The sequence below is a fragment of the Azospirillum rugosum genome, assembly GCF_017876155.1.
GTDB lineage: Bacteria > Pseudomonadota > Alphaproteobacteria > Azospirillales > Azospirillaceae > Azospirillum > Azospirillum rugosum.
In genome coordinates, this window is sequence record NZ_JAGINP010000042.1 from 1 (window position 1) to 20420 (window position 20420).

The window sequence follows — 20420 nt, forward strand, 5'->3', positions numbered from 1 at the left end:
ACAAGGCCGCCAAGCCCTTCGTCTGGACCAAGCCCGCCGAGACCATCTTCGCCAAACTCAACCGGCTGCCTGCACCTTCTGAATGAGTCAGTGCACTAGTGTGACAAAACGGGCGCCCCCTTGGAAAACGTCACCGTAGAGCGGCCGACGGGTGCTGTGTCGGCGCTGATGTGACAAAACGGGCGGCTCCCCCATTGCAAAGCCTCACCGTAGGCCGGCCGACAGTGAACTGCCGGCCGGCCTACAGCCTTGGACTGGCAGGTAGCCCTAGAAGGCGATCGCCCCCACGAGCAGGCCGGAGAGGCCACACACAGCTCCTACGGCCACCAGGGCGGCGTAGAGGGCCGTTCGGCGGGCTATGGCGGCCTGCTGGGCGGCTTCCTGTGCCGCCTGTACCTGCCGGCTTAGAGAGGCGATAAGCTGCGCCTGGACGGACCTACCAGCTTCCTCGACTTGTCCGGCCACGTAGCCGCCGGTTTCAGTGACCAGCTTGCCGGCCAGCTCGCGGGCGGCGGCGATCTGCTGGGCCGATCCCGCAGCCATCCGATCCTCTGCCTGTTCAAGCGTGGCGTTCAGCCGCTCGACATACTGGGCAAGCACCAGTTCGTTGAGGGTGAGGGTGACGAGGATCGGATCAGAGGGGCCGAGCAGCACGTTGTGCCGCTTGGCGACCTCCCCTATGAGCCGCTGGACGTCCATGGTCAGACGACAAGAGCAATTTGATTGAAGATATCGCGCTTCATCATCGTCAGGCGTTGCTTTGCCATCAGACCAAAGTCGGGGCTGCGGACCGCTTCATCAAAAGTGAGCTTGCGATCCAGCATCATTTCCATGTCCTTGCCGAAGGTTTCCCCGGTATAGCGCTTGATCCGTACCAGCCCTTTCACCCGATGCTTGTTGATCTGGTAGGTCTTCATTTCTTCGAAGCCCTTTCCTTCGGCCAGGATGTCGCCGAAGTACTCATTGAGCCACACCACCATCTGCGCGCTTTCTGGAAGCTGGCGGGCAAGCTGATCGAAGCCGGTGAGGGTGTCCATGATGGCCTGCCCGCCGGTGACGACGGTATGGACGACGAGCTGCCGGCCCGACGCGGCCAGAAGATCGGCAACGCCGTTTTCCAGCATGTAGCTGGTGAGGGGGAGGAAGGAGGCGGCGCCGTTGTCGACCACGACACTGGCCTCCTCCGAGACCAGCAGCTCGATCATGGCGTCGAAGTTGCGGGTGTTGATCTGGTTGCCCTGCAAGAGGTCGAGGCGGCGAACCTTGAGGGCGGCGTAGCCCGAGAGGGTGTCGTTGACGGGATCGGTGTCGATGCAGGTGACCGGCCGACCGCTGGCGGTGAGGTACTGGGCCAGGAGGGACGAGACCATGGACTTTCCGACACCGCCTTTTCCCTGGAGCGTCATATGAATTTGCGGCGCCGGTTGAGATAAGGCCGAGGGGGCGGTCAGGGCTTCATCGGCAGCCTGTTGGGCCTTGGTAGCCATCGGTGACTCCTCAAATCAGGTCCTCGGGATTTTTCGCGCGAGGATTGTATTCAAATTGGCGGATCACAGGGCCGCCATGGGGATCGGTGGGCTTGGCGGGAGGCTGTTCTGGAGTGCCAACCGGGGGGGCCACAGCCTCATTGGGAGGCGCGGTGTCGCTCACCTTCGGTGTCTCTTTCAGGATCAGGGAGGACACGTATCGCCAGAATTGAGGGTAGGACATCTGCAATTCTGACTTGTGCCGTTCGTAGACGGATTTGACCGGCCAGCCCTGCTGCAATTCGGTGCGGATCACGTCGATCCGGGTCAGGAACAGGGCGCGGTGTTCGCCCTTCCGCCGCTTTTCGGGCTGTTGCTCACCCATCCTCCGCCTCACGCCTGCGCCAAGTAGAGGAACGCTATCAACATATGAAATTATCTGCAACTGTATGAAATTTTCTGAAAGTATATGAAATTGTCTGAAATTTCGGGCAGCGTCGGGCGGCCGCTCATGAAATTATGTGAAATCGTATGAAATTATATGAAATAAATTGCGAAACTCTGCGATTTTGACTCGGTTGGTATAGGCCATTTCAGATGGTTGCAGATAATTTCATACGATTTCATGTTTTGGGATCGCAAGATGTGTGTTGTAGGCCTACACGGCGGAGCCGTGCAGCCCTCCACCACCCGCGCTTACTCGCCCTTTGGGCTCGACGCTGCTCTTGCTCTGCGAGGCATACGGCGGCTGCCGCCGCTTTGAACGCCAGGAGGGAAATCCCGATGACAGCACCAAATGCGGGCGAGACCCGAGACCGGCAACGGCCCTTGAAGGTGTGGGTGAATGCGGCCGAGCGGGCGCGCATCGAGGCGAAGGCGGAGGCGGCCGGATTGTCGGTGTCGGCCTATCTGCGGAGTGTCGGGCTGGGGTATCAGCCGCGTAGCGTGGTGGACCTTGAAGCGGTCGAGCGGCTGGCGAAAGTGAACGCCGACCTTGGCCGGCTGGGCGGCCTCTTAAAGTTGTGGCTGACTGACACGCCAGGGCGGGGGGCAGCGGTTGCCGACGTGCGCGAGCTGCTGGGACACATCAAGGATACCCAGGACGATCTTCGCCACGCGGTGACCCGGTTATGATCGCGAAGCGGGTCAGGCGGACGGCGGCGACCTCGGATTTCGCAAGATTGGGTCGTTATATTATGGCGGCCAAGACCGAGACGGCGGCGCAGTTATGGACGCGGACTGCGGACTACATTCTGGACGCCAAAGGCGGCGGGGAAAAGCTGGCGTGGTCGCGCATCACCAACTGCCATTCGGAAGAACCGGGTTGGGCGATCCGTGAGATCCTGGCGACCCAGGAGCGCAACAAACGCTCCAAGGGGGACAAGAGCTATCACCTGATCGTCAGCTTCCCCGAGGGCGAAGTGCCGACCAGGGCGCAACTGGAGGACATCGAGGACACGCTGTGCGCCGGCATCGGCTTTGCCGAGCACCAGCGGATCAGCGCCGCCCACAGCAACACCAAGCACTTCCATCTTCACATCGCGATCAACCGGGTGCATCCCCGTAGCTTCCGCTGCATCGAGCCGTTCTACGACTACAAGGAGCTGTTCCGGCTGTGCCGGGGGCTGGAGCAGAAGCACGGATTGCAGCTCCACCCGATGGACGGCCCGACCTTGCCCGACCGGCCGGGTGACTTTGAGGCGCACGCGGGCGAGGCGTCATTCCTGCGGTGGGTGAAGGAGACGGCCGGCGCCGAGCTGGTGGAGGGAGCAGCCAAGGCGGCGAGCTGGGGCGAGCTGCACGCGGTGCTGGAGCGCCATGGGGTGGCGATCCGACGGAAGGGCGCTGGTCTTGTCATCGTGCAGGAGGGAACAGGACTCGGCGTGAAGGCGAGCAGCGTTGACCGCAGCTTGTCGGCCAAATCGCTGACGAAGCGGTTGGGGGCTTATGAGCCACCCCCGGCGGCAACCCAGCGCCGGCCGAACGGTGACAGTTCGCAAGGGGCGGCGGAAGCCGCCCGTTTTGTCACATCAGCGCCGGCCGGCGATCCCGCGCGCCCAGGGCGCGGCTACCAGAAAGTGCCGCTGCACCGCCACGGCAACAGCGAAGGGCTGTACCAAGAGTATCAGGCGCAGCGGGAGGCGTTGCTAAAGGCGCGAGCGGCCCAACGGGCGGCCCAGCGGCAGGCCCAGGCGAACCACGCCAAGGAGCTGGCAGGGTGGTATGCGGCACGGCGGGCGGAAATCAAGCGCAGCCCGGTGCTGACGGCGGCCGAACGCCGGCATGCCTACACGATGTTGGCGCACCAGCGCCGGGCCGATGCGGTGGCGTGGCGGCAGGAGCAGGCCCGGCAGCGCCAGCAGACCGCAGGACAGAGCTTGCCGACATGGCAAGAGTTCCTGACAGCGGAGGCGAGCCGGGGCAACGAGGTGGCGGTGGCAGTGCTGCGCAGCCGGTCCCGCCGGCAGCGCCGGATGGCGGAGAACCTGCTGACCGCGACCGACGCCGATGTTGCCCGGCACATCGTCTATGAGCGGCTGTGCCCGAAGGCCGGCAGGGACGGCGCGCTGGTCTACCGGGTGGAGGATGGCGGTGTGGTCAGCGACGAGGCGACTCAGGTACGGGTGACCGAGGTCACCACCGGGGCGGCCTTCCTTGCCCTGTCGCTGGCCGATGACCGCTTCCGCGGTAAAGCCCTGGTGGTCGAGGGCACCGACGCCTTCAAGACGCAGGTGGCGCAGCTCGCGGCGATGAAGGGGCTGGAGGTGCGCTTTGCCGATCCCGAGCTGGAGCAGAAACGCGGTCAGCTTGCCGAGCGTATGACCCAAGCCGAAGGATCTACATCGGTTGCAGATTTCATCTCCCAGCGGAACAGTAGGAGGGAAGTAGTAACGTCGATAGACTATACGCGCCTCTGGACGGCGAGTGACGCCGGCCCGGTGGTCTACCAAGGCCGCCGCAGGTTGCAAGACGGTGCCGAGGTGGTGCTGCTGCATCGAGGCGGCGAGACGCTGGTAAAGCCGGTCACCCCCGCCCAAGCCGCCAAGGCGAGCACTTGGCGGGTGGGGCAGACGGTCGAGCTGGACAGCCGGGGCCGCTTCCTATCCCCATTGAGAGGGCGCAAGCGATGACGACGGCCAGTCCCTTAAGTCCGACTCTCCAGCTCAAGCGCAAACGATCACGGGCGCGGCTGTTCGGGCCGCTGCTGCTAGCAGGGACGGCGGTCGGGTTGTCGAGCGTCTGCACCCAGTATGTGGCGCAGAGCCTCGGCTACCACCCGGCATTGGGGGAGCCGTTGATTGGCGCCTTCTATCCGCCGTGGGCGTGGTTCCAGTGGCAGATGGACTGGTACTGGAACGCCAAGGAGGTGTTCGACACAGCCAATCTCGGCTTTCTCGGCGGGCTGGGGGCCAGCATCCTGACTTATGTCCTGGCCGTTGGTTTCGCGACGCGCAGCGCCACCCGGCATGAGGGGGTGCATGGCACCGCCCATTGGGCGGGCCGGGGCGAGGTGGAGCGCAGCGGGCTGCTGCCAGCGGCGGACAAGCCGGGTGCCGGCGTCTATGTCGGCGGCTGGACCGATCCGGCAACCGGCCGGCTGCATTACCTCCGGCACAACGGGCCGGAGCACATCGCCGCCATCGCGCCGCCGCGTTCCGGCAAGGGCGTTGGGCTGGTGGTCTCCACCCTGCTGTCCTGGCCGCACAGCGTCGTGGCGCACGACATGAAGGGCGAGTTGTGGGCGATGACCGCAGGCTGGCGCAAAGCGCAGGGGCAGGTGGTGATGAAGTTCGATCCGGCGGCGGCCGAGGGCAGCGTTGCCTTCAACCCGCTGGCGGAAATCCGCTTCGGCACGCTCTACGAGGTCGGCGACGTGCAGAACGTCGTCACCATCATGGTCGATCCCCAAGGCACCGGGCAGTTGGACCACTGGGCGGCATCGGCGCATGCGCTGCTGACCGGGGTCATCCTTCATCTCAGCTACAAGGAAGCCAAGGACGGGCGGGCCGTCACCCTGCCGGCGGTGGCGCAGGCCCTGTCCGATCCCGAGCGACCAGTGATCGAGCTGTACGAGGAAATGCTGGAGAACCGGCATCTCTGGAAGGCGGAGACAGGCGAGGCGGTGGCCCATCTGGTGGTGGCGGCAGCGGCGCGCGACATGCTGAACACCGAGGACGAGGAACGCGCCTCGATCCTCTCCACTGCCCGGCGCTTCCTCAGCCTCTACCGCGATCCGCTGGTGGAGCAGAACACCGGGCGCAGTGATTTCATGGTCGGCGACCTGATGGACCATGAGCGGCCGGTGTCGCTCTACCTGGTTGTCCGCCCCGCCGACAAGGACCGGCTGAAACCGCTGATGCGGCTGGTCATCAACCAGATCGTCAGGGTGCTGGTTCGCGACGAAATGACCTTCGTCGACGGCCAGGAGCAGGCGCTTCACAAACACCGTTTGCTGCTGCTGCTGGACGAGTTCGCCAGCTTCGGCAAGCTGGAGGTCTTCCAGGAGGCGCTGTCCTTCATCACCGGCTACGGCATCAAGGCGTATGTGATCGTTCAGGACGTGGCGCAGCTGTGGAGCCTCTACGGCAAGGACGAGAGCATTCTGTCCAGTTGCCATGTCCGGGTGGCCTACGCGCCGAACAAGGTCGAGACGGCCGAATGGCTGTCGAAGATGACCGGCACCACGACGATTGTGAAAGAAGACATCTCCACCAGTGGGTCGCGCTTCGGCGCCGTCCTGCAGCAGGTGACACGCTCCTATCACGAGGTGAGCCGGCCGCTGCTGACGCCCGACGAGGTGATGCGGCTGAAAGCCCCGGTGAAGGACGAGGCCGGCCGGATCAGCGAGCCGGGCGACGTGCTGGTGTTTACCGCCGGCCATGCCCCGGTCTATGGCACACAGAGCCTCTATTTCCGCGATCCGGTCTTCACCGACCGGGCCAAGATCCCAGCTCCGCCAACCGATCGTCTGCGCGGTGTGAGGCCGGGGAAGACGCCGGGCAAGGCGTTCGTGCTGTGAGCCGGCGCTTCGCCGTGGGGGTGTGGTGCGCCGCGATCCTGACCACGGTGGCGACCACCGCCGCCGGCACGGCCGGCTGGCGGATCAACGCCACGCCTTCCCTGCCGGTCGGGCTGTGGCGGGTCGATGCGGCCGGCGCGGTGACGCTGGGCATGGTGGTCGAGCTGTGCCCGCCCGACAGCGAACCATTCCGGCTGGCGCGCGAGCGCGGCTATGTGCCGGCGGGGTCCTGCCCCGGCGGTTATCAACCGCTGTTCAAGCCCATCGTCGCTCAGGCCGGCGACGAGGTGGAGCTGACGGGCGAGGGGGTGCGGGTGAACGGCGTGCTGCTGGTGAACAGCCGTCCGCTTGCCGCAGATGGCGCCGGCCGGCCGATGCCGGTGCTGGCGCCCGGCCGCTACCGGGTGGAGGCCGGCACCGTGTGGGTGGTGTCCTCCCATCACCCGGCGTCCTTCGACAGCCGCTATTTCGGGGCGCTGCCGCTGGAGAGCATCCAGGGTACCGCGCGGCCCATCCTTGTGCAGGGGGCGTCATGATCGACCTCATTCTTGCCTGCGCGCCGGACGTGGCGCCGCAGACCGTGCAGGAGATCATCCGGGTGGAGAGCGGGGGCAATCCCCTGGCGATCAACATCAACGGCGCCACGCTGGCGCGGCCGGCCATCGACGTGGCCGACGCGGTGAAGCTTGCCAGCTCGGCAATGGCCGCCGGCTACACGGTGGATCTCGGACTCATGCAGGTGAACAGCGCCAACCTGTCAAAGCTCGGCTACACGGTCGAGCAGATGTTCGACCCCTGCACCAACCTGAAAGCCGGGGCGGCGATCCTCACCGCCAACTATGGACGGGCGGTCGAGCGCCACGGCCCCGGCCAGGAGGCGTTGAAGGCCGCGCTCAGCGCCTACAACACCGGCAGTTTCGAGCGCGGGTTCCGCAACGGCTATGTCGCCCGCTACTACGGCGCGGGTGTGACCTTCGCGGCCGGCGCTGCTTCGGGTGACGCGGCAGTGCCGCGCCAACCCCTCCCCCAGCCGGAGCCCGAGGCGGCGCCGGCCGATCCCTATCACGCTGACACCACGGCTTACCGGAGGACGAACAATGTCCAGCAACAGCCTTCCGACCGGGGCACTGCCCCCGGCGGCCAATGACGCCGAACAGGCGCCGACCCGCATTCAGCAGGACGCGATCCTCTCCACCAGCCTGTCGGACTTCGGCACGCCAGGGGTGGTGGTCGAGGTCGACCCCGACGAGGCCGAGGCGCTGGGCGCGTTCGAGGAAACCGCGCTGACCGAGGCCGAGGCTTGGGAGTCGAACGCCGACTTAGGCGACGCGCTGGAGGGCCACGGCCATGGCGTCGCGTGAGTTCGTCCAGACTGTCGCAGACACCATTATTGACCAGCTCAAGGGGGGGACAGCCCCCTGGATCAAGCCGTGGAAGCCGGGCGAGCGGCACTTGCCCTACAACCCGACGACCGGCAACGACTATCGCGGCGCCAACACCCTGTGGCTGATGGCGGTGGGGCAGGCCAGGGGCTATGGCGATCCACGCTGGATGACCTACAACCAAGCCCAAAGCTTTGATGCCCAGGTGCGTAAGGGGGAGACGGGCACCCGCGTCCAGTATTGGAAATGGCAGGGCCTGGAGCCGGTGCTGGGGCAGGACGGCAAGCCGGTCACCGGCGAGGACGGCCAGCCGCTCAAGCAGATGGTGCGCTACGAGCGGCCCCGCGTTCTTTCCGCCGTGGTGTTCAATGCAGCTCAGGTTGACGGGCTGCCGGCGGCTGAGGCGAAGCCGGCACTGCCGGAGTGGCAGCGGCACGAGCAGGCGGAGCGGCTGCTGTCGGCCGGCGATCCGACGATCCTCCATGAAGGCGGCAACCGCGCCTTCTACAGTCCAGTGTGGGACCACATCGTGCTGCCGGAGCGCTCGCAGTTTCCGAGCGCCGACAGCTTCTATGCGACGGCGCTCCACGAGAAGGGGCATTGGACCGGACACAGCTCCCGCCTGGACCGCGACCTGTCGCACCCGTTCGGCTCGGCGGGATACGCCAGGGAGGAATTGCGGGCGGAAATCGCCTCGATGGTGCTGGGGCAGCAGCTCGAAATCGGCCACGACCCCGGCCAGCACGTAGCCTACATCGGCTCTTGGATCGAAGCCCTGCAGGAGGACCCGCGTGAGATTTTCCGCGCGGCGGCTGATGCCGAGAAGATCGTGAAGCACCTCAACGTGCTGGAGCAGCAGCTCAGCCAGGACCAGGGCCAGGAGCAAGGCCGCGATCAGATGTTGGTGCCGGCCCAGGGCCAGGACGAGGGGGTACAGGTCAAGATGCCGGTGCTCATTTCCGAGACGCAGGTCGTGGCGATGCAGACGGTCGATGAGCGGGTTTATCTGGCGGTGCCCTATGCGGAAAAGGACGAGGCGAAGGGGCTGGGCGCACGGTGGGACCGCGAGCAGAAAACTTGGTATGCGCCGCCCGGTGTCGATCTGGCGCCGCTGGAGAAATGGCGGCCTGGGCATACCGATCTGCATGTGGACGCCGGCCGCGATCCCCGCGCCGAGTTCGCCGCCGCCTTGCGGGAGGCGGGCTTGCGCCTGGACGGGCCGCCGGAGATGGACGGGCAGATGCGGCGGGTGAAGGTGGAGGGCGACAAGCCGGGCGAGCGCAGCGGCGCCTATGTCGGCCACACCGATGGGCATCCGGCCGGCTACATCAAGAACCACAAGACGGGGGTGGAACGGAATTGGAAGGCACCGGGCCGGGTGCAGGCCGCCACTGCGGTGGACCGTGCCCGGCTGACGGCAGAGGCGGCCCAGCGCCGGCAGACCCGCGCACAGGAGCGCGAGCTGGTGCAGGAGCGGGCAGCCGACGCCGCGGAGGCGCGGCTTGCCCAGGCCGGGTCGGCGCCGGACGATCATCCCTATCTGCGAGCCAAGGAGGTGCCGTCCTATGGTTTGCGCCAGGACCGCGAGGGGAACCTGCTGGTGCCGATCCGGGACATGGACGGCAAGGTGATGTCGGTGCAGGCAATCACCGCCGAGGGTCGCAAGAGCTTCCAGAAGGAGGCCCGCGCCCAGGGCGGGTACTTCTTGATCGGGGATGCGGCGGCTTCAAAATCCGTGCTGGTGGCGGAGGGTTACGCCACCGCGGCGACGCTGCACCGGGAAACCGGATTGGCCGTAGCAGTGGCCTTCAATGCCGGTAACCTTGGGCCGGTGGCCGAGGCGCTGCGCCAGCGGTATCCGGACAAGCCGCTGGTGATTGCCGGCGACAACGATCACGTCAAGGAACGCCAGGGCAAGCCGAACGTCGGGCGGGAGAAGGCCGAGGACGCGGCGGCCAGGGTTGGAGGGACGGTGTTGCTGCCGACCTTCCGACCGAATGACCGCGGTACCGACTGGAACGATCTGGCGCGCTCGCAGGGGCAAGCGGTGCTGTTCGAGCAGGTGTCGGCCGGGCTGGCGCGGGGCGAGCGGCAGCGCATGGCGGCCGAGCTGGCGCAGGCGCGTAAACCACAGTCGCAGGATCAGGAGCGGAGTCAGCGCCAGGATGAAGGCCGGCGTCTGACCCAGGTCGAACAGGTGGCCCAACGCCGCAAAACGCGTAGTATTGGAAGGTAAATGCGCCCTGCTGATTGGTGAGATAGGTGTCCAGAGGCGGCCAAGTCTCTCTCGCCTCACGGCACTGCCGGATGAAAAGGGCTTTTCAATTGAGGTCAGGAGCACTCAGGTGTCCTGGCCTCCTCCTCTTTCAAGATTAAGCGGCCAAATGACCATTTGGGCAAAAGGCCGATGGACAAGATTAGGCTTCGCGACAAACCCCGGCTTCAATGCACGCGGCCAACACAATGTCCGTTAGCGGCTGATGCAGCTCCTCAGGAAAGGTAACGGTTGGGCTCCACTGCCCATCGATGTCCCGATGAAGAGGGGACGTGACCGATGTGGCGTGATTGCCATTCATGATCTCTCTTGATACGCGGAGACCTCGCACTTTGAACTCGATACCATGAATGACAATGAGGACGTCAACCAACGCCAGAAGCTTCCCGCCAATAGGTGCTTTCCGGACGTTTACTACTTCGGCCAGAACTGACTCTGTGTCGCTCATTACAGTCTCAGAATGCTGTTCATGTAATGCGTTATGCTGAATAGCGCTACTTTGGTCAATGCCCTCATTCGCCAACTCAGAACAGTCCCTCGTCCCGTCAGTATCAAATGCTGAAGGAGCTTGCCGGTGCGCCGTCGACATCAGGGCGACAGCTGGTCAGCTGGGCTGGTGTTGGCCAGCTCGCTCTGGATCGGCGCTGCCGAGGCGAACCCCGACATTGAGGACTGCATTCACCGCCTCCTTTACACGACAGATCGCGAACTTGGGATGGCCGACGACGCGTCGTTGTGATCTGCCCGTTGCCCGCTTCCGAGTTCGTTCAGGACGTGCTGGTATTCGCCCGGTGGCAGGGCGCGTGCATCCTCGGCCATGTGCCGTAATGCAGCGAGGCCGGCCTCGGTAAACCGCGCCCTCAGCCAATGGCTACCGTCATCCCGTAACTCTAGCAGCCCACGGTCCAGCATCCCCTGAATGACCGTTCCCGGCTTCGGCTGACCCTTGTTCGGTCCAGTGGCCCACCGCTTCACCAGGATGCCGCTCTCCAGCCGCGGTGCCTGCCAAAAGCGCACCATGAATTCGTTGCGGATCAGAGCCCGCTCTCGCGGCGTCAAGGTGATGTCGCTCACCGGATCCTCTCCCTCAGTCCTCTCCCCGCGATACGCGGAACCAGTGCTCAGCATACTGCCGACACAGTTCAGCCTCCACGCCATCTCCGGTGCGTTCGGCATCGGCCGCGCGGGCGAGCCACTGAGACTGTTTCTGAAGCGCTGATCCGTTCACACGGGCAGGAGATGGTCGAACTCCGGCCGAAGCGGCAGTAGGTGGACGAGGCTTACTGAAATTCGGTCGCGGCACTGGTACGTGGGGCCTGGAGGGTGGCATGGGGCCTACCGACTTCCTTTGAGAGTGAAGCGTCATCCTGTGACCCGGCAGAGTCTACGCCGTGCATCGCTACGATGCGCGGCAATTTTCCGACGCGGCGGTGATACTGACGTCTGCCGGCGCGCGGACCGATACCCGGGGCGCGGCCGACCGGCCAAGCCCCGGTGGTCAGAAAGGAAAAGGCCGGGGAAGAACCCCGGCCTTGATCACGCTGCGGCTGGTGACCCGGTCAGTCGGCGGCGTCCTCCAGCACGCGGACCGCCGAGCCCTCAATGGTGGACCCGGCCTCGTCCAGGCGCACAACGACGTCGCCTGCCCGGCCGAGCTCTAGGAAGCGGTCGTTGATCTCGCGCAGACGTGCGAGCATCCGGTCGCGCTCCCTCCGGAGTGCGGCGACCTCGACCGCCTTGGCGTCTGTCTGAGCCGTCGGCGGGAGTTGCGGCATCCGAATGGTCTTCTTGAAGGAGATGATGTCGGCTCTCTTGACGGCTACGTTCAGCAGGCCCCTCTGGCGGGCCTCCACAATCTCGTCGTTGGAGAGCGTGGTGATCTGGTAAGCGATACTATAGGAACCGGGAAGCTCCTCGACTTGCAGGCGACCTGCCTCAACAGCCTCCGCAACCGCGCGCATCTGGTAGGCGGTCGCGGGGGTGAACGGCAGATCGGACTCGATCATCGCGTTGAACTCTCCGTGAGCCAGGGTCTCCTTGGCCTGGTTGAGATAACGACCGATGCTGAGAAACCGCTTCTTCGCGTCTTCCCAAAGGCTCCTGATCTCCGCGGCATACTGCTCACGGCTCGACAGGATAGTGATCTCATCCAACATCCCCTCTACGCGCTCGTCGCGCGTCATGAGGCGCTGGGCCTCAGCCTTTCCGATCTTCGCCATGCTCAAAAGCCCATTTCGTTCTTCAGGTGGAGCCATACCCCGATCACCTCGTCGGAACTCTTCATCCCGTTCACGTCGACGACGGTCAGACCGGCGCTCGCGAGCGTCGGAATGTCCTCGCGGTCCGGGACCTCCACCGGGCAGAGCGGACCGGCCTTCAGGAGTGCGACGCGGGCCTCCTTGAAGGACTTCGTGCGCGGCTTGCAACGGTTCAACAGGAAGGACGCCCGGGCGCCGCACGAGCGGACATACCTCATCCAGTCCGTCACGGACTTCGTGTCGTCCCAATGCTGGCCAGTGGGGATGAGCACGGCGTCACAGGAGAGGATCAACCGCTTCATGGCCCCCTTGTGCTCCTCGACCGAGGTCGGGGTGTCGATGACCACGAGGTCGTAGTCCTCGTCCATCTCTGCGAAGGCGTCCTCGAACTTTTCGATGGCGCCGTCGTACATGTCCACGGCGACAACCTTGTCATCCGGGCGCATGGCGAACCACTTGACGCACCCACGCTGCGGGTCGAGGTCCAAGATTGCCACCTTCAGCCCGCTTTCGACGGCAGCGGCAACGGCTGTGTTCCGTGAGGTTGTTGACTTGCCCACTCCGCCCTTCGGGCTCGTAATCAGGAGCCTGCGTCCGATACGGCCCTTAGGCCGAACGTCCTCGCCTTTCCTGGGCTTCTCAAGCACATCCGCCATGCAATGCCCCCTCTGATAGGTTAGGCGTCTTGTACCACGTCTCAGCATAGAGGGGGATGGGGCCAAGCCATAGATTTGACGGGTCAAATCTTTGCCCCGAGAGATGTGTCTTCCAAGCCGCAGGCAGACACAGCAGAAGGCTCGCCGGGGGGCATCTAGCGGGCTCTCGGGGGCGGCTATATGGCTTACGCATCGACAGGTGTGAATCGGCATAGGATTTCGACGCCAATCGGCACAATAACCTGCTGAAAATATGAGATCCCTTGGGATCATGCCTGCGTGCTATTTCACAGTCCCGTGATCCCACCGACCGGCGTGTTGCAGCGAGACGGGCCTCCTGTGGCGGTCCAAGACGTACGCGTGAAGGAACAACAGCCTTCAAAGTTCCGGACCATGCCCTGCACCCCGAAACTGTCCCTGGCGTCGCTCTTCCAATGTCGGAGGCCGCTTGTCGGCATACGCCATCGTGACCCAGGCTTTCAGATCGTCGGCGCCGTCCTGGTGATGCCGTCCGGGTTGAGCCACATCCACGACGCCACGGTCTCCTCGATCGACGTGGTGCGCAGGGCGACGCCGCTCAGCGTCTCGTCCAGCCCTGTTGCCTGGGGGATTGTGTCGGCACGCAGGATCAGCCACACGCCGATGCTCCAGCCGGCGAGCCCAGAGGGCTTCAAGGCGGCCTGCACATCGGGTAGGTTCGCCGCGTATCGCACGCACTTCTTCCGCAAGTCGGCGAGGTCCTTGCTGCGCGAGACCTCCACCAGCCAAACTCTCTGAACGGCCGGCTCGACGGCGAGGAAGTCGGGCAAGTGGCGCTTGCCCCCGATATAGATCGGGAACTGGGGGTTAACGAACAGCCCCTTGTCGGCGGTCAGGTATGTGTAGGCCACGATCTCGTGGCACCGATCGGGATCCATGATGCATCCGGAGGGCAGGGGTGAGCGGACTGTTGGAAGAGTACCGGGGCGGAGCGCCCCTCGCCATCGTCCACCCGCACGGCGGCGTGCGGATCATCGCCGCACTGACCATCGGAGAGCAGGGCATTGCCTTCGCCGACGTCGGCTGGACCCAGCAGCCGTCTTACCACCCCATGCACTTGGTTGAGGGCGCACTGGAGGGACAGGGGCCTTGGCACGTCGGTGATGCGCGCATCGAGCGGCTGACCAACGGCAACCATGACGGTGACTTGGAGGCTTGGCGCGCCTGGGCAGCGTCCAGCGAGGCCACACCGTCCGAGCGCCGCCGAGCGGAAGGGTTCCTGGTCGCAATGCTGGGTGAGGCTGGCCTGCTCTGACCACTGTCGGTTCACCTGATCCCTGCTCTGATGCCTGTTCCTGCAGCCGGGTCTCGACACCCCGGGACAGCCCGGAAGGCTGGCTCGGATCAGTATCATAATGCTCCGGGCTGGCGCTCGCTGGCGTCGATCGTCTTGTGGTACAGCAAGCCGAAGCTTGTAGAGGTACCGGTATGCCAACGACAACGACCTGGACGACACGGCACGCGGTGACGCGGATGCACGGGTGCGATCTGGCGGTGGTCTGGCGGGGCCCGGATCTGTGGAGCTGGACCGTCAGCGTTGCTGGTGAGCAGGTCCGCTCTGGAAGTACCCGGACGATGACCGGCGCTCAGGACGCCGCGGTGCGCGCCGCCAAAGCCCACACGGACGATGGTGGGCGCATCCAGCTCCCGCTGTTCTGATCGAATACAGCGTGTCTTTTGCGAAAAGGGAGTAGAAGCACAGATCTGTGGTGCTGTTCACAGAGCATTAACGTGGAGAGCCCTATGGTCATCTCAGGTTCTCATCCTCCCCGAACCGAAACCTGAAATGCCGCACCTATTTGGTGGCGGCCTTTTTCTTGACCGTGATTTTTGGCAATCTGTGCCGCAGTCGTTGTCGCACTCCTTGACCTACAGCAGGTCGGCGGCCGGGTTCTGGTGGACGGCGCCGGTTTGGAAGTAGCGGGCGGCGATGCGGTGGCTCTTGTGGCCGGAGAGCTGCATCAGCAGGTCGAGCGGGATGCCGTCGCGCCCGCCGGTGGTGAGAAATCCGGAGCGCAACGAATGCGCGGCATAGGCCGCTGGATCCAGGCCGGCGGCTCGGGCGGCGCGCTTCACCACCTCAGCCACCACCCGCCCGTCCAGCGGCTTGGCTCTGCCCTCCGCGCCCCGCCGCCGCACCACCCGGCCGCGCCGCGACAACTCGCGGAACAGCGGCCCGTCGCTGATGCCCTGTTTGGCGAGCAGCCGCAGCCAGCGGCGCAGCGCGCTTGACCAGCACGTCGGTGCCCGCGCCCTGCTGGTTGAGCGGCGGATCCGCAGGGTGAAGTCGGGCCCGGCCGCGGTGACGTCGGCGAGGCGCAACACCACCAGCTCGGAGCGCCGGCAGCCGCCGTTGGCGAAGGCGACGGCGAGGAGCGCACGGTCGTGCACACTGCGGGCGTCGTCCGGCAGGGCGTCGAGCATGGGCCCGAGCACCTCGTCGCGGGTGGCGAGGAGAGCGCGATAGGTGTTCGCTGAACAACGGCAAGACGGAACAGGCTGAGAACACCGGCACGGGCCGTCTTGACCATCGTCCTGTCAGGCATTCAAGATGTCCGGAAACCCGTTGAAAGAGGATGTTTCCGGACAATTGCCGAGGCGGCCGCTATAGGTCGGCTTTGCGGACAGCTCGACTGGAAGGCAGGAGGCAAGCCACCGTTCCGGCTCAGTTCATCCTTGGCGTTGTTCAGCGGACACATATCGCGCTGTCCTCCAACTGGAGATCAGCTCCGGCACAGCCTTGTGGTATCATCCCGGCAAACAGGTTCCGATCCGATGGGTGCTGGTGCGCGACGTGCAGGGCGGCTTCGAGCCGCAGGGCTTTCTCTGCACCGACCTCCAGGCCGATCCACTCGATGTGCTGCGCTGGTTCGTTCGGCGCTGGGCCATCGAAGTGACCTTCGCCGAGGTCCGCCGTCATCTGGGGGTTGAGACCCAACGGCAATGGTCGGACCGGGCGATCGCGCGCACCACTCCGGCCCTGCTCGGGCTGTTCTCGCTCGTCACATTGTGGGCCAACGACATCTCGGCGGGGGCACCGATCAAACCGCGGACGGCGCTGTGGTATCGCAAAGCCGAGCCAACCTTCAGCGATGCCCTTGCCGCCGTACGCCTCCAACTCTGGCGCGAAATGACTTTCTCAGCATCAGCTCCCCACGCGGAGATCGTGAAACCCCCTGACCCTATCCTCAACCGCCTCATTCACGCCGTCTGCTTCCCGGCGTAATGCGCAAAGTCCAGCTGAGGGCTCGGCGGACAAGGCGATGGCGGCGCGCACGGCCGGAGTGGTGCGGGCGTTGGGATGGAGCTGGTACATGATGGCTCTCCATGGCCGGGAAGAAACCCGCCGTCGTTGCCATGGCAGAGGTTACCCGTCGCCGACCCGCCATCAACCCTGGCCCTGGCGGGCCACCGCCTCACGGCGGCTTACGGGGTTGACGGCGGGACGGACGCCGGGTCGGCTTTGCTCATCATGGCGTCGACGGACAGGTCTGCGCCGAGTTCCGGCGCGCCGATGCACGACGTCATAAGGCGTCGCTCGAACCACGCGCCGTATTCCCAGACAGCCCAACAGCTCACGTCCCAACAACGTTCCGCAACCAAACAGCTAGTGGGTGACCACGGGCACGGCGGCTTCGTCGCTGTCGGAGCGGCGCACCGTCAAGGTGGCGAGCGCGGCCACGGCGAGGGGGATGGCCAGGGCGATGAAGTATCCCGACGGCCCGGCACCGGACAGCAGCTGCCCGCCAATGGCCGATCCGACAATGGCGCCCGAACGGCCGATGCCGATGCCCCAGCCCGTGGCGGTGGCGCGCAGCTGGGTGGGATAGGCGTTAGCGATCAGATAGTTGAGCACCAGCTGCTGGCCGCCGATGCCAAACCCGGCCACGGCGATCAGTGTGAACACCACCGGCCAGCGATCTCCCGCCAGCCCGAGGCCGATGGCCACGGCGATGCCGACCATGAACATGACCATGAGCAGCTTGCGCGGATCAACCTTGGGCAGCAGCGAGGACAAGGGCAGCGCCATGAGGATTAAGGCGGCGTTGACCACCACCGTGCCATAGGCGGCGTGGGCCTTTTCCAGGCCCAGGGTCGTCAGCGCGGTGGGCAGCCACTGGAGCAGGAGGAACCAAGCGATCCAATTGAAGAGATAGATGGCCGAGATGGCCAGGGTGACCCCGCGATAGCGCACTTCGAACAGGCCGGCGATGGAGCCGCCGTGCACCACATCGGCCGGGCTCACCAGCTGCACGTCGCGGGCAATGGCCTGGCCGGTCATCTGCTCCAGCAGCCGGCGGGCCTGGTCCTGTCCGCGCATGTCCTTGCGGGACACGAGGTAAGCGGGGGACTCTGGCAGCAGGAAATAAATGACCACCATGAGGGCGAGGGGCAAGGCGCCACCGAGCAGGAAGATACCGCGCCAGCCCAGCAGCGGCAGCCAGCTCGCAGCGATCAGCCCGCCCAGCATGGCGCCCGCGGGCAGGCCCAGTAGCACGCCGGTGAGCATGAGGCCCCGCTTCGATGCGGTGCTGTACTCACCCGTCAATGCCAGCACCGAGGGCGTTGCGCCGCCCATGCCGAGGCCGATGAGGAAGCGCAGCACGATGATCTGCGTGGGCGAGGTGGCGTAGGCGCCGGCGAGCGAGAACAAGCCGAACAGGAACACTGCGATCAGGATCGCCTTGCGGCGACCGAACCGGTCGCCGAAGCTTCCCAGCCCCATGGCGCCGATGGCCATGCCGATGATGCTGGCGGTGATGACCCAGGTCATGTCGGCCGGCGTCATGTGGAAGTCCTGGGCGATCGCCGGGCCGATGAAGGCGATCGACTGGGTGTCGAAGCCGTCGAGCAGGGCGATGACGAAGCACAGGCCGACGACTGCCCACCGGCGGCCGGTCATGGATCCCGCATCGATGATCTGCTTCACATCCCGCGTCAGCGGAAGACTGTTTGGCATCGGGGCATTTCCTCAGAGGTTTCTTGGTTCATGAAAGCTATTGGCGGCGCTTCATCACGCGCGCCAGGGGCCTGCTACATCTCGACGTTGTCCTGGCAGATGTTACGGCTCCGTCAGGTGTTGCGCCATACCTGAGTCGACGATGCCGAAAGTCCGGCGGGGAGCGCCGTGAACTACGCGAGGCCGATCATATCGCGCAGGGCGGCGACCCTCTGGACATGGATCGCCCGTCGCCGCGCCGCTGGGACGTTCTGCTTGCGCTTGGTCGCCGGCCGCAGGAAGTCGCGCACCTCATCGTGCGCCCGGCAGAAGCGGTGAGCACTGGTGTGGGTTTGGAAGCCGCGCATCGGGCGAGTGCGGCCTTTGATTCCGCGATGACCCTGCTCCAGATGATTGTTCTTGACTTTGAAGTGCGGTGCTCGACTTCATCCCCGAAGACCTCTTGGAGGGCCGGCGGGTAGCTGGCGTGCTTGTCGGAGGTGACCCTCTCGGGGGTGATGCCAGTGACAGCCACGGCCGAGCGGAAGAACGCTTCGGCAGCCGCTTGGCTGCGGGTTTCGCTGAGATAGACATCGATCAGGTGACCGTCGCTGTCGATGGCGCGGTACAGGTAGTGCCATCGCCCACTGACCTTCAGATACGTCTCATCCACGTACCAGCTGCGGCCGATCTTGCCCCTGCGTCGCTGGCGTAGGGCATCAATGAGCAACGGGATCAGTTTGGTCTCCCAGTCGCGCACCGCCTCGTGGGAGAAGACCAAGCCACGCAGGAGCAGGATTTTGGCCAGATCGCGCAGGCTCAGCTTGAATCGAAGCCGCCACAGCACGATCAAGAAGACGACGTCGGAAGGCAATTGCAGCCGGTTCAGCACCGTGCCGGTGCGCTCGTTGAATCCACGCCCACACTTCCGGCAGCGGAAACGGCGGTAGCCGTGGGTCGTCCGGTCCGAACGCTCCGTCGTCCTGATCGAGTGGCAGTGTGGGCAGCGCATTGATCATCTCCAGAGTGGAAGTGATCCTTTACGTCAGCCCCGCGCCGTCAAACAAGTTGGCGCGAAGACTGATAGAACCGGAAGCGGAACAATCTGGGGTCACCTGCCAGCCAGCTCAGCGGTGCGATTGAGGTCAATAGGGATGCCCCCCAGCCACTGGCAGCGTGACGCCGGTGATGTAGGAAGCGTCATCGGAGGCCAGAAATAGAATCGCGCCAGCTTGCTCATCAAGCGTTCCAAGACGCTTCATCATGCTCATTTCTGCAGCTTCCTTGTAGATTTCCTGCAACCAGATCTCTTCCTGCTCGGTCCGCTTGCTATTATTCCGCGGAATCATTCTTTCCGGCGCACTGATCCCGCCGGGCGCAATGGCGACGACTCGAACGCCCTGCTCGGCCACTTCGAGCGCGAGGCAGGTGGTGATTGCATTCACTCCACCTTTTGCGGCCCCGTAAGGAACGCGCTTGGTCGCCCGCGTCGCGCAAGAGGAAACATTCACGATGACGCCGCTCTTACGCTCGATCATGCTTGGAGCCGCTGCACGGCAGCACCAAAGCGTGGGGAAGAGGGAACGCCGGATTTCAGCCTCGATCTGATCGGGCTCATAATAAACGTAGGGTTTTGCCCAAATCGTCCCGCCGACATTGTTTACAAGAACATCGATGCGACCGTAACGTTTCAATGCCTCGGCCATGGTCTGCTCGGCGCCGTCCCAGGTTTCGAGATCAGCCCGGAAATGCGTCGCATCTCCCCCGATGCTTCTGATCGCATCGGCTACGCTGCTCACATGTTCGGAACGATCGACCAGCAGCACCGTGGCTCCTTCGCTGGCAGCACGCTCCGCAACTCGCCGGCCAACCCCTTGCGCCGCGCCAGTCACGACAAAAATCTTGTTGAGGAACCTGTTCATCTCGCAACCTTCTCGGCTGTTCTGGATGCATCGGCTGGGTTGAACTTTTCAAAGTAGAAGTTGCTAGGACTGATCCCGAGCTTGGCCATGTGATTCCGCACAGCCTCGACCATCGGCGGCGGACCGCAGAGATATACATCCGCATCGCTCAAGCTTAAATCATCCGGCGTTATGTGGTCGGTGACAAAACCCTTGCGCGGATGAGAGCTGGATGGATCCGCCACAATCGTCTCAACGTTGAGCGTCGGAAGTCGCCGGCTGAGGGCCGCCAGCCGCGGCAGCTCCACCAGATCATCATCGCGCGTGACAGCGTAGTACATGCGAATAGACTGCTCGGTACCCCTTTCCGCAAGCTCCTCAAGCATCGACAGAAACGGGGCAAGCCCTGTTCCTCCTGCGAGGAACAGTAGATTCCTTTTTCCGGATCATGTCGCAATAGCCCGTCCAGGCGATGCGACAATGC

Annotated in this window: 23 protein-coding genes; 10 read left to right on the forward strand and 13 right to left on the reverse strand. The window is 64.6% G+C overall.

Going from position 1 to position 20420, the window contains the following annotated elements; all coding sequences use genetic code 11:
• Positions 1 to 267: 267 nt before the first annotated feature.
• Genes J2851_RS34380 through J2851_RS34390 form a run of 3 tightly spaced genes read right to left on the reverse strand, consistent with a single transcriptional unit; the run spans position 268 to position 1851 of the window.
• Complete coding sequence (locus tag J2851_RS34380; RefSeq protein ID WP_209773438.1) at positions 268 to 699, reverse strand: hypothetical protein; 432 nt, start codon at positions 697 to 699, stop codon at positions 268 to 270.
• A gap of 2 nt (positions 700 to 701) precedes the next feature.
• Positions 702 to 1487, reverse strand: a complete 786-nt coding sequence (locus J2851_RS34385; protein WP_209773440.1) for a nucleotide-binding protein — start codon at positions 1485 to 1487, stop codon at positions 702 to 704.
• A 10-nt stretch (positions 1488 to 1497) separates the two neighbouring features.
• Positions 1498 to 1851, reverse strand: a complete 354-nt coding sequence (locus tag J2851_RS34390; protein ID WP_209773443.1) for a TraK family protein — start codon at positions 1849 to 1851, stop codon at positions 1498 to 1500.
• A 398-nt stretch (positions 1852 to 2249) separates the two neighbouring features.
• Between J2851_RS34390 and J2851_RS34395 the strand changes: the two genes are divergently transcribed.
• From J2851_RS34395 to J2851_RS34425, 7 genes are read left to right on the forward strand one after another with little or no spacing between them, the layout of a single operon-like run.
• Positions 2250 to 2600, forward strand: a complete 351-nt coding sequence (locus J2851_RS34395; protein ID WP_209773445.1) for a plasmid mobilization protein — start codon at positions 2250 to 2252, stop codon at positions 2598 to 2600.
• Complete coding sequence (gene traI, locus J2851_RS34400; RefSeq protein ID WP_209773456.1) at positions 2597 to 4597, forward strand: TraI/MobA(P) family conjugative relaxase; 2001 nt, start codon at positions 2597 to 2599, stop codon at positions 4595 to 4597. The genes J2851_RS34395 and traI overlap by 4 nt, the downstream gene beginning before the upstream one ends.
• Positions 4594 to 6486, forward strand: a complete 1893-nt coding sequence (locus J2851_RS34405) for a type IV secretory system conjugative DNA transfer family protein (protein ID WP_209773465.1) — start codon at positions 4594 to 4596, stop codon at positions 6484 to 6486. Before traI ends, J2851_RS34405 begins: the two co-directional genes overlap by 4 nt.
• Positions 6483 to 7022, forward strand: coding sequence for a conjugative transfer signal peptidase TraF (traF, locus tag J2851_RS34410; RefSeq protein WP_209773467.1), 540 nt, complete (start codon positions 6483 to 6485; stop codon positions 7020 to 7022). Before J2851_RS34405 ends, traF begins: the two co-directional genes overlap by 4 nt.
• Positions 7019 to 7633 carry a lytic transglycosylase domain-containing protein gene (locus tag J2851_RS34415; protein WP_209773469.1) on the forward strand — a complete coding sequence of 205 codons (615 nt, stop codon included), beginning with the start codon at positions 7019 to 7021 and terminating at the stop codon, positions 7631 to 7633. Before traF ends, J2851_RS34415 begins: the two co-directional genes overlap by 4 nt.
• On the forward strand, positions 7584 to 7847 hold the full coding sequence (locus tag J2851_RS34420; protein WP_246501128.1) for a hypothetical protein: 264 nt from the start codon (positions 7584 to 7586) through the stop codon (positions 7845 to 7847). Before J2851_RS34415 ends, J2851_RS34420 begins: the two co-directional genes overlap by 50 nt.
• Complete coding sequence (locus J2851_RS34425) at positions 7834 to 10104, forward strand: zincin-like metallopeptidase domain-containing protein (protein WP_209773471.1); 2271 nt, start codon at positions 7834 to 7836, stop codon at positions 10102 to 10104. Before J2851_RS34420 ends, J2851_RS34425 begins: the two co-directional genes overlap by 14 nt.
• 729 nt (positions 10105 to 10833) lie before the next feature.
• Here J2851_RS34425 and J2851_RS34430 read toward each other — a convergent pair.
• From J2851_RS34430 to J2851_RS34450, 5 genes are all read right to left on the reverse strand, one after another.
• Positions 10834 to 11217: a hypothetical protein gene (locus tag J2851_RS34430; RefSeq protein WP_209773473.1), complete on the reverse strand. Its 384-nt coding sequence runs from the start codon at positions 11215 to 11217 to the stop codon at positions 10834 to 10836.
• Positions 11218 to 11230: 13 nt separating this feature from the next.
• Positions 11231 to 11509, reverse strand: a complete 279-nt coding sequence (locus tag J2851_RS34435; protein WP_343206632.1) for a DUF4167 domain-containing protein — start codon at positions 11507 to 11509, stop codon at positions 11231 to 11233.
• A 193-nt stretch (positions 11510 to 11702) separates the two neighbouring features.
• Positions 11703 to 12362: a DUF3102 domain-containing protein gene (locus J2851_RS34440; RefSeq protein WP_209773487.1), complete on the reverse strand. Its 660-nt coding sequence runs from the start codon at positions 12360 to 12362 to the stop codon at positions 11703 to 11705.
• 2 nt (positions 12363 to 12364) lie between these two features.
• Entirely contained in the window at positions 12365 to 13057 is a 693-nt protein-coding gene (locus J2851_RS34445; protein ID WP_209773497.1) for a ParA family protein, read from the reverse strand.
• Between the two features lie 479 nt (positions 13058 to 13536).
• Positions 13537 to 13974: a hypothetical protein gene (locus tag J2851_RS34450; RefSeq protein WP_209773499.1), complete on the reverse strand. Its 438-nt coding sequence runs from the start codon at positions 13972 to 13974 to the stop codon at positions 13537 to 13539.
• Between the two features lie 20 nt (positions 13975 to 13994).
• Here J2851_RS34450 and J2851_RS34455 point away from each other — a divergent pair, with 20 nt between their 5' ends.
• Together J2851_RS34455 and J2851_RS34460 are read left to right on the forward strand one after the other, a co-directional pair.
• Positions 13995 to 14351 carry a hypothetical protein gene (locus tag J2851_RS34455; protein ID WP_209773501.1) on the forward strand — a complete coding sequence of 119 codons (357 nt, stop codon included), beginning with the start codon at positions 13995 to 13997 and terminating at the stop codon, positions 14349 to 14351.
• Positions 14352 to 14524: 173 nt separating this feature from the next.
• Positions 14525 to 14755: a hypothetical protein gene (locus J2851_RS34460; protein WP_209773503.1), complete on the forward strand. Its 231-nt coding sequence runs from the start codon at positions 14525 to 14527 to the stop codon at positions 14753 to 14755.
• Positions 14756 to 14965: 210 nt separating this feature from the next.
• On the opposite strand, the gene J2851_RS34465 is transcribed toward J2851_RS34460, so the two are convergent.
• On the reverse strand, positions 14966 to 15532 hold the full coding sequence (locus J2851_RS34465) for a tyrosine-type recombinase/integrase (RefSeq protein ID WP_209773505.1): 567 nt from the start codon (positions 15530 to 15532) through the stop codon (positions 14966 to 14968).
• Between the two features lie 343 nt (positions 15533 to 15875).
• Between J2851_RS34465 and J2851_RS34470 the strand changes: the two genes are divergently transcribed.
• The gene (locus J2851_RS34470; RefSeq protein WP_209773507.1) at positions 15876 to 16322 is read left to right on the forward strand and encodes a hypothetical protein; all 447 of its coding nucleotides are present in this window, start codon (positions 15876 to 15878) and stop codon (positions 16320 to 16322) included.
• Positions 16323 to 16703: 381 nt separating this feature from the next.
• Here the strand turns inward: J2851_RS34470 and J2851_RS34475 are convergent, their stop codons facing one another.
• The 4 genes from J2851_RS34475 to J2851_RS34490 all read right to left on the reverse strand — a co-directional run bounded on the left by J2851_RS34475 (position 16704) and on the right by J2851_RS34490 (position 20364).
• Positions 16704 to 18056, reverse strand: coding sequence for an MFS transporter (locus J2851_RS34475; protein ID WP_209773510.1), 1353 nt, complete (start codon positions 18054 to 18056; stop codon positions 16704 to 16706).
• A gap of 187 nt (positions 18057 to 18243) precedes the next feature.
• Positions 18244 to 18927 carry an IS6 family transposase gene (locus tag J2851_RS34480; protein ID WP_209773514.1) on the reverse strand — a complete coding sequence of 228 codons (684 nt, stop codon included), beginning with the start codon at positions 18925 to 18927 and terminating at the stop codon, positions 18244 to 18246.
• A 253-nt stretch (positions 18928 to 19180) separates the two neighbouring features.
• Positions 19181 to 19957, reverse strand: a complete 777-nt coding sequence (gene benD, locus J2851_RS34485; protein ID WP_209773518.1) for a benzoate diol dehydrogenase BenD — start codon at positions 19955 to 19957, stop codon at positions 19181 to 19183.
• Positions 19954 to 20364: a hypothetical protein gene (locus J2851_RS34490; protein WP_281416136.1), complete on the reverse strand. Its 411-nt coding sequence runs from the start codon at positions 20362 to 20364 to the stop codon at positions 19954 to 19956. The genes benD and J2851_RS34490 overlap by 4 nt, the downstream gene beginning before the upstream one ends.
• Positions 20365 to 20420 lie beyond the last annotated feature (56 nt).

Coding starts and splice junctions, on each gene's coding strand:
- J2851_RS34420 (WP_246501128.1), top strand. CDS start 7,584: ATGTCCAGCAACAGCCTTCCGACCGGGGCACTGCCCCCGGCGGCCAAT.
- J2851_RS34395 (WP_209773445.1), top strand. CDS start 2,250: ATGACAGCACCAAATGCGGGCGAGACCCGAGACCGGCAACGGCCCTTG.
- J2851_RS34425 (WP_209773471.1), top strand. CDS start 7,834: ATGGCGTCGCGTGAGTTCGTCCAGACTGTCGCAGACACCATTATTGAC.
- J2851_RS34445 (WP_209773497.1), bottom strand. CDS start 13,057: ATGGCGGATGTGCTTGAGAAGCCCAGGAAAGGCGAGGACGTTCGGCCT.
- J2851_RS34450 (WP_209773499.1), bottom strand. CDS start 13,974: ATGGATCCCGATCGGTGCCACGAGATCGTGGCCTACACATACCTGACC.
- J2851_RS34405 (WP_209773465.1), top strand. CDS start 4,594: ATGACGACGGCCAGTCCCTTAAGTCCGACTCTCCAGCTCAAGCGCAAA.
- J2851_RS34385 (WP_209773440.1), bottom strand. CDS start 1,487: ATGGCTACCAAGGCCCAACAGGCTGCCGATGAAGCCCTGACCGCCCCC.
- J2851_RS34415 (WP_209773469.1), top strand. CDS start 7,019: ATGATCGACCTCATTCTTGCCTGCGCGCCGGACGTGGCGCCGCAGACC.
- traI (WP_209773456.1), top strand. CDS start 2,597: ATGATCGCGAAGCGGGTCAGGCGGACGGCGGCGACCTCGGATTTCGCA.
- benD (WP_209773518.1), bottom strand. CDS start 19,957: ATGAACAGGTTCCTCAACAAGATTTTTGTCGTGACTGGCGCGGCGCAA.
- J2851_RS34435 (WP_343206632.1), bottom strand. CDS start 11,509: ATGACGCTTCACTCTCAAAGGAAGTCGGTAGGCCCCATGCCACCCTCC.
- J2851_RS34440 (WP_209773487.1), bottom strand. CDS start 12,362: ATGGCGAAGATCGGAAAGGCTGAGGCCCAGCGCCTCATGACGCGCGAC.
- J2851_RS34380 (WP_209773438.1), bottom strand. CDS start 699: ATGGACGTCCAGCGGCTCATAGGGGAGGTCGCCAAGCGGCACAACGTG.
- J2851_RS34475 (WP_209773510.1), bottom strand. CDS start 18,056: ATGCCAAACAGTCTTCCGCTGACGCGGGATGTGAAGCAGATCATCGAT.
- J2851_RS34390 (WP_209773443.1), bottom strand. CDS start 1,851: ATGGGTGAGCAACAGCCCGAAAAGCGGCGGAAGGGCGAACACCGCGCC.
- J2851_RS34460 (WP_209773503.1), top strand. CDS start 14,525: ATGCCAACGACAACGACCTGGACGACACGGCACGCGGTGACGCGGATG.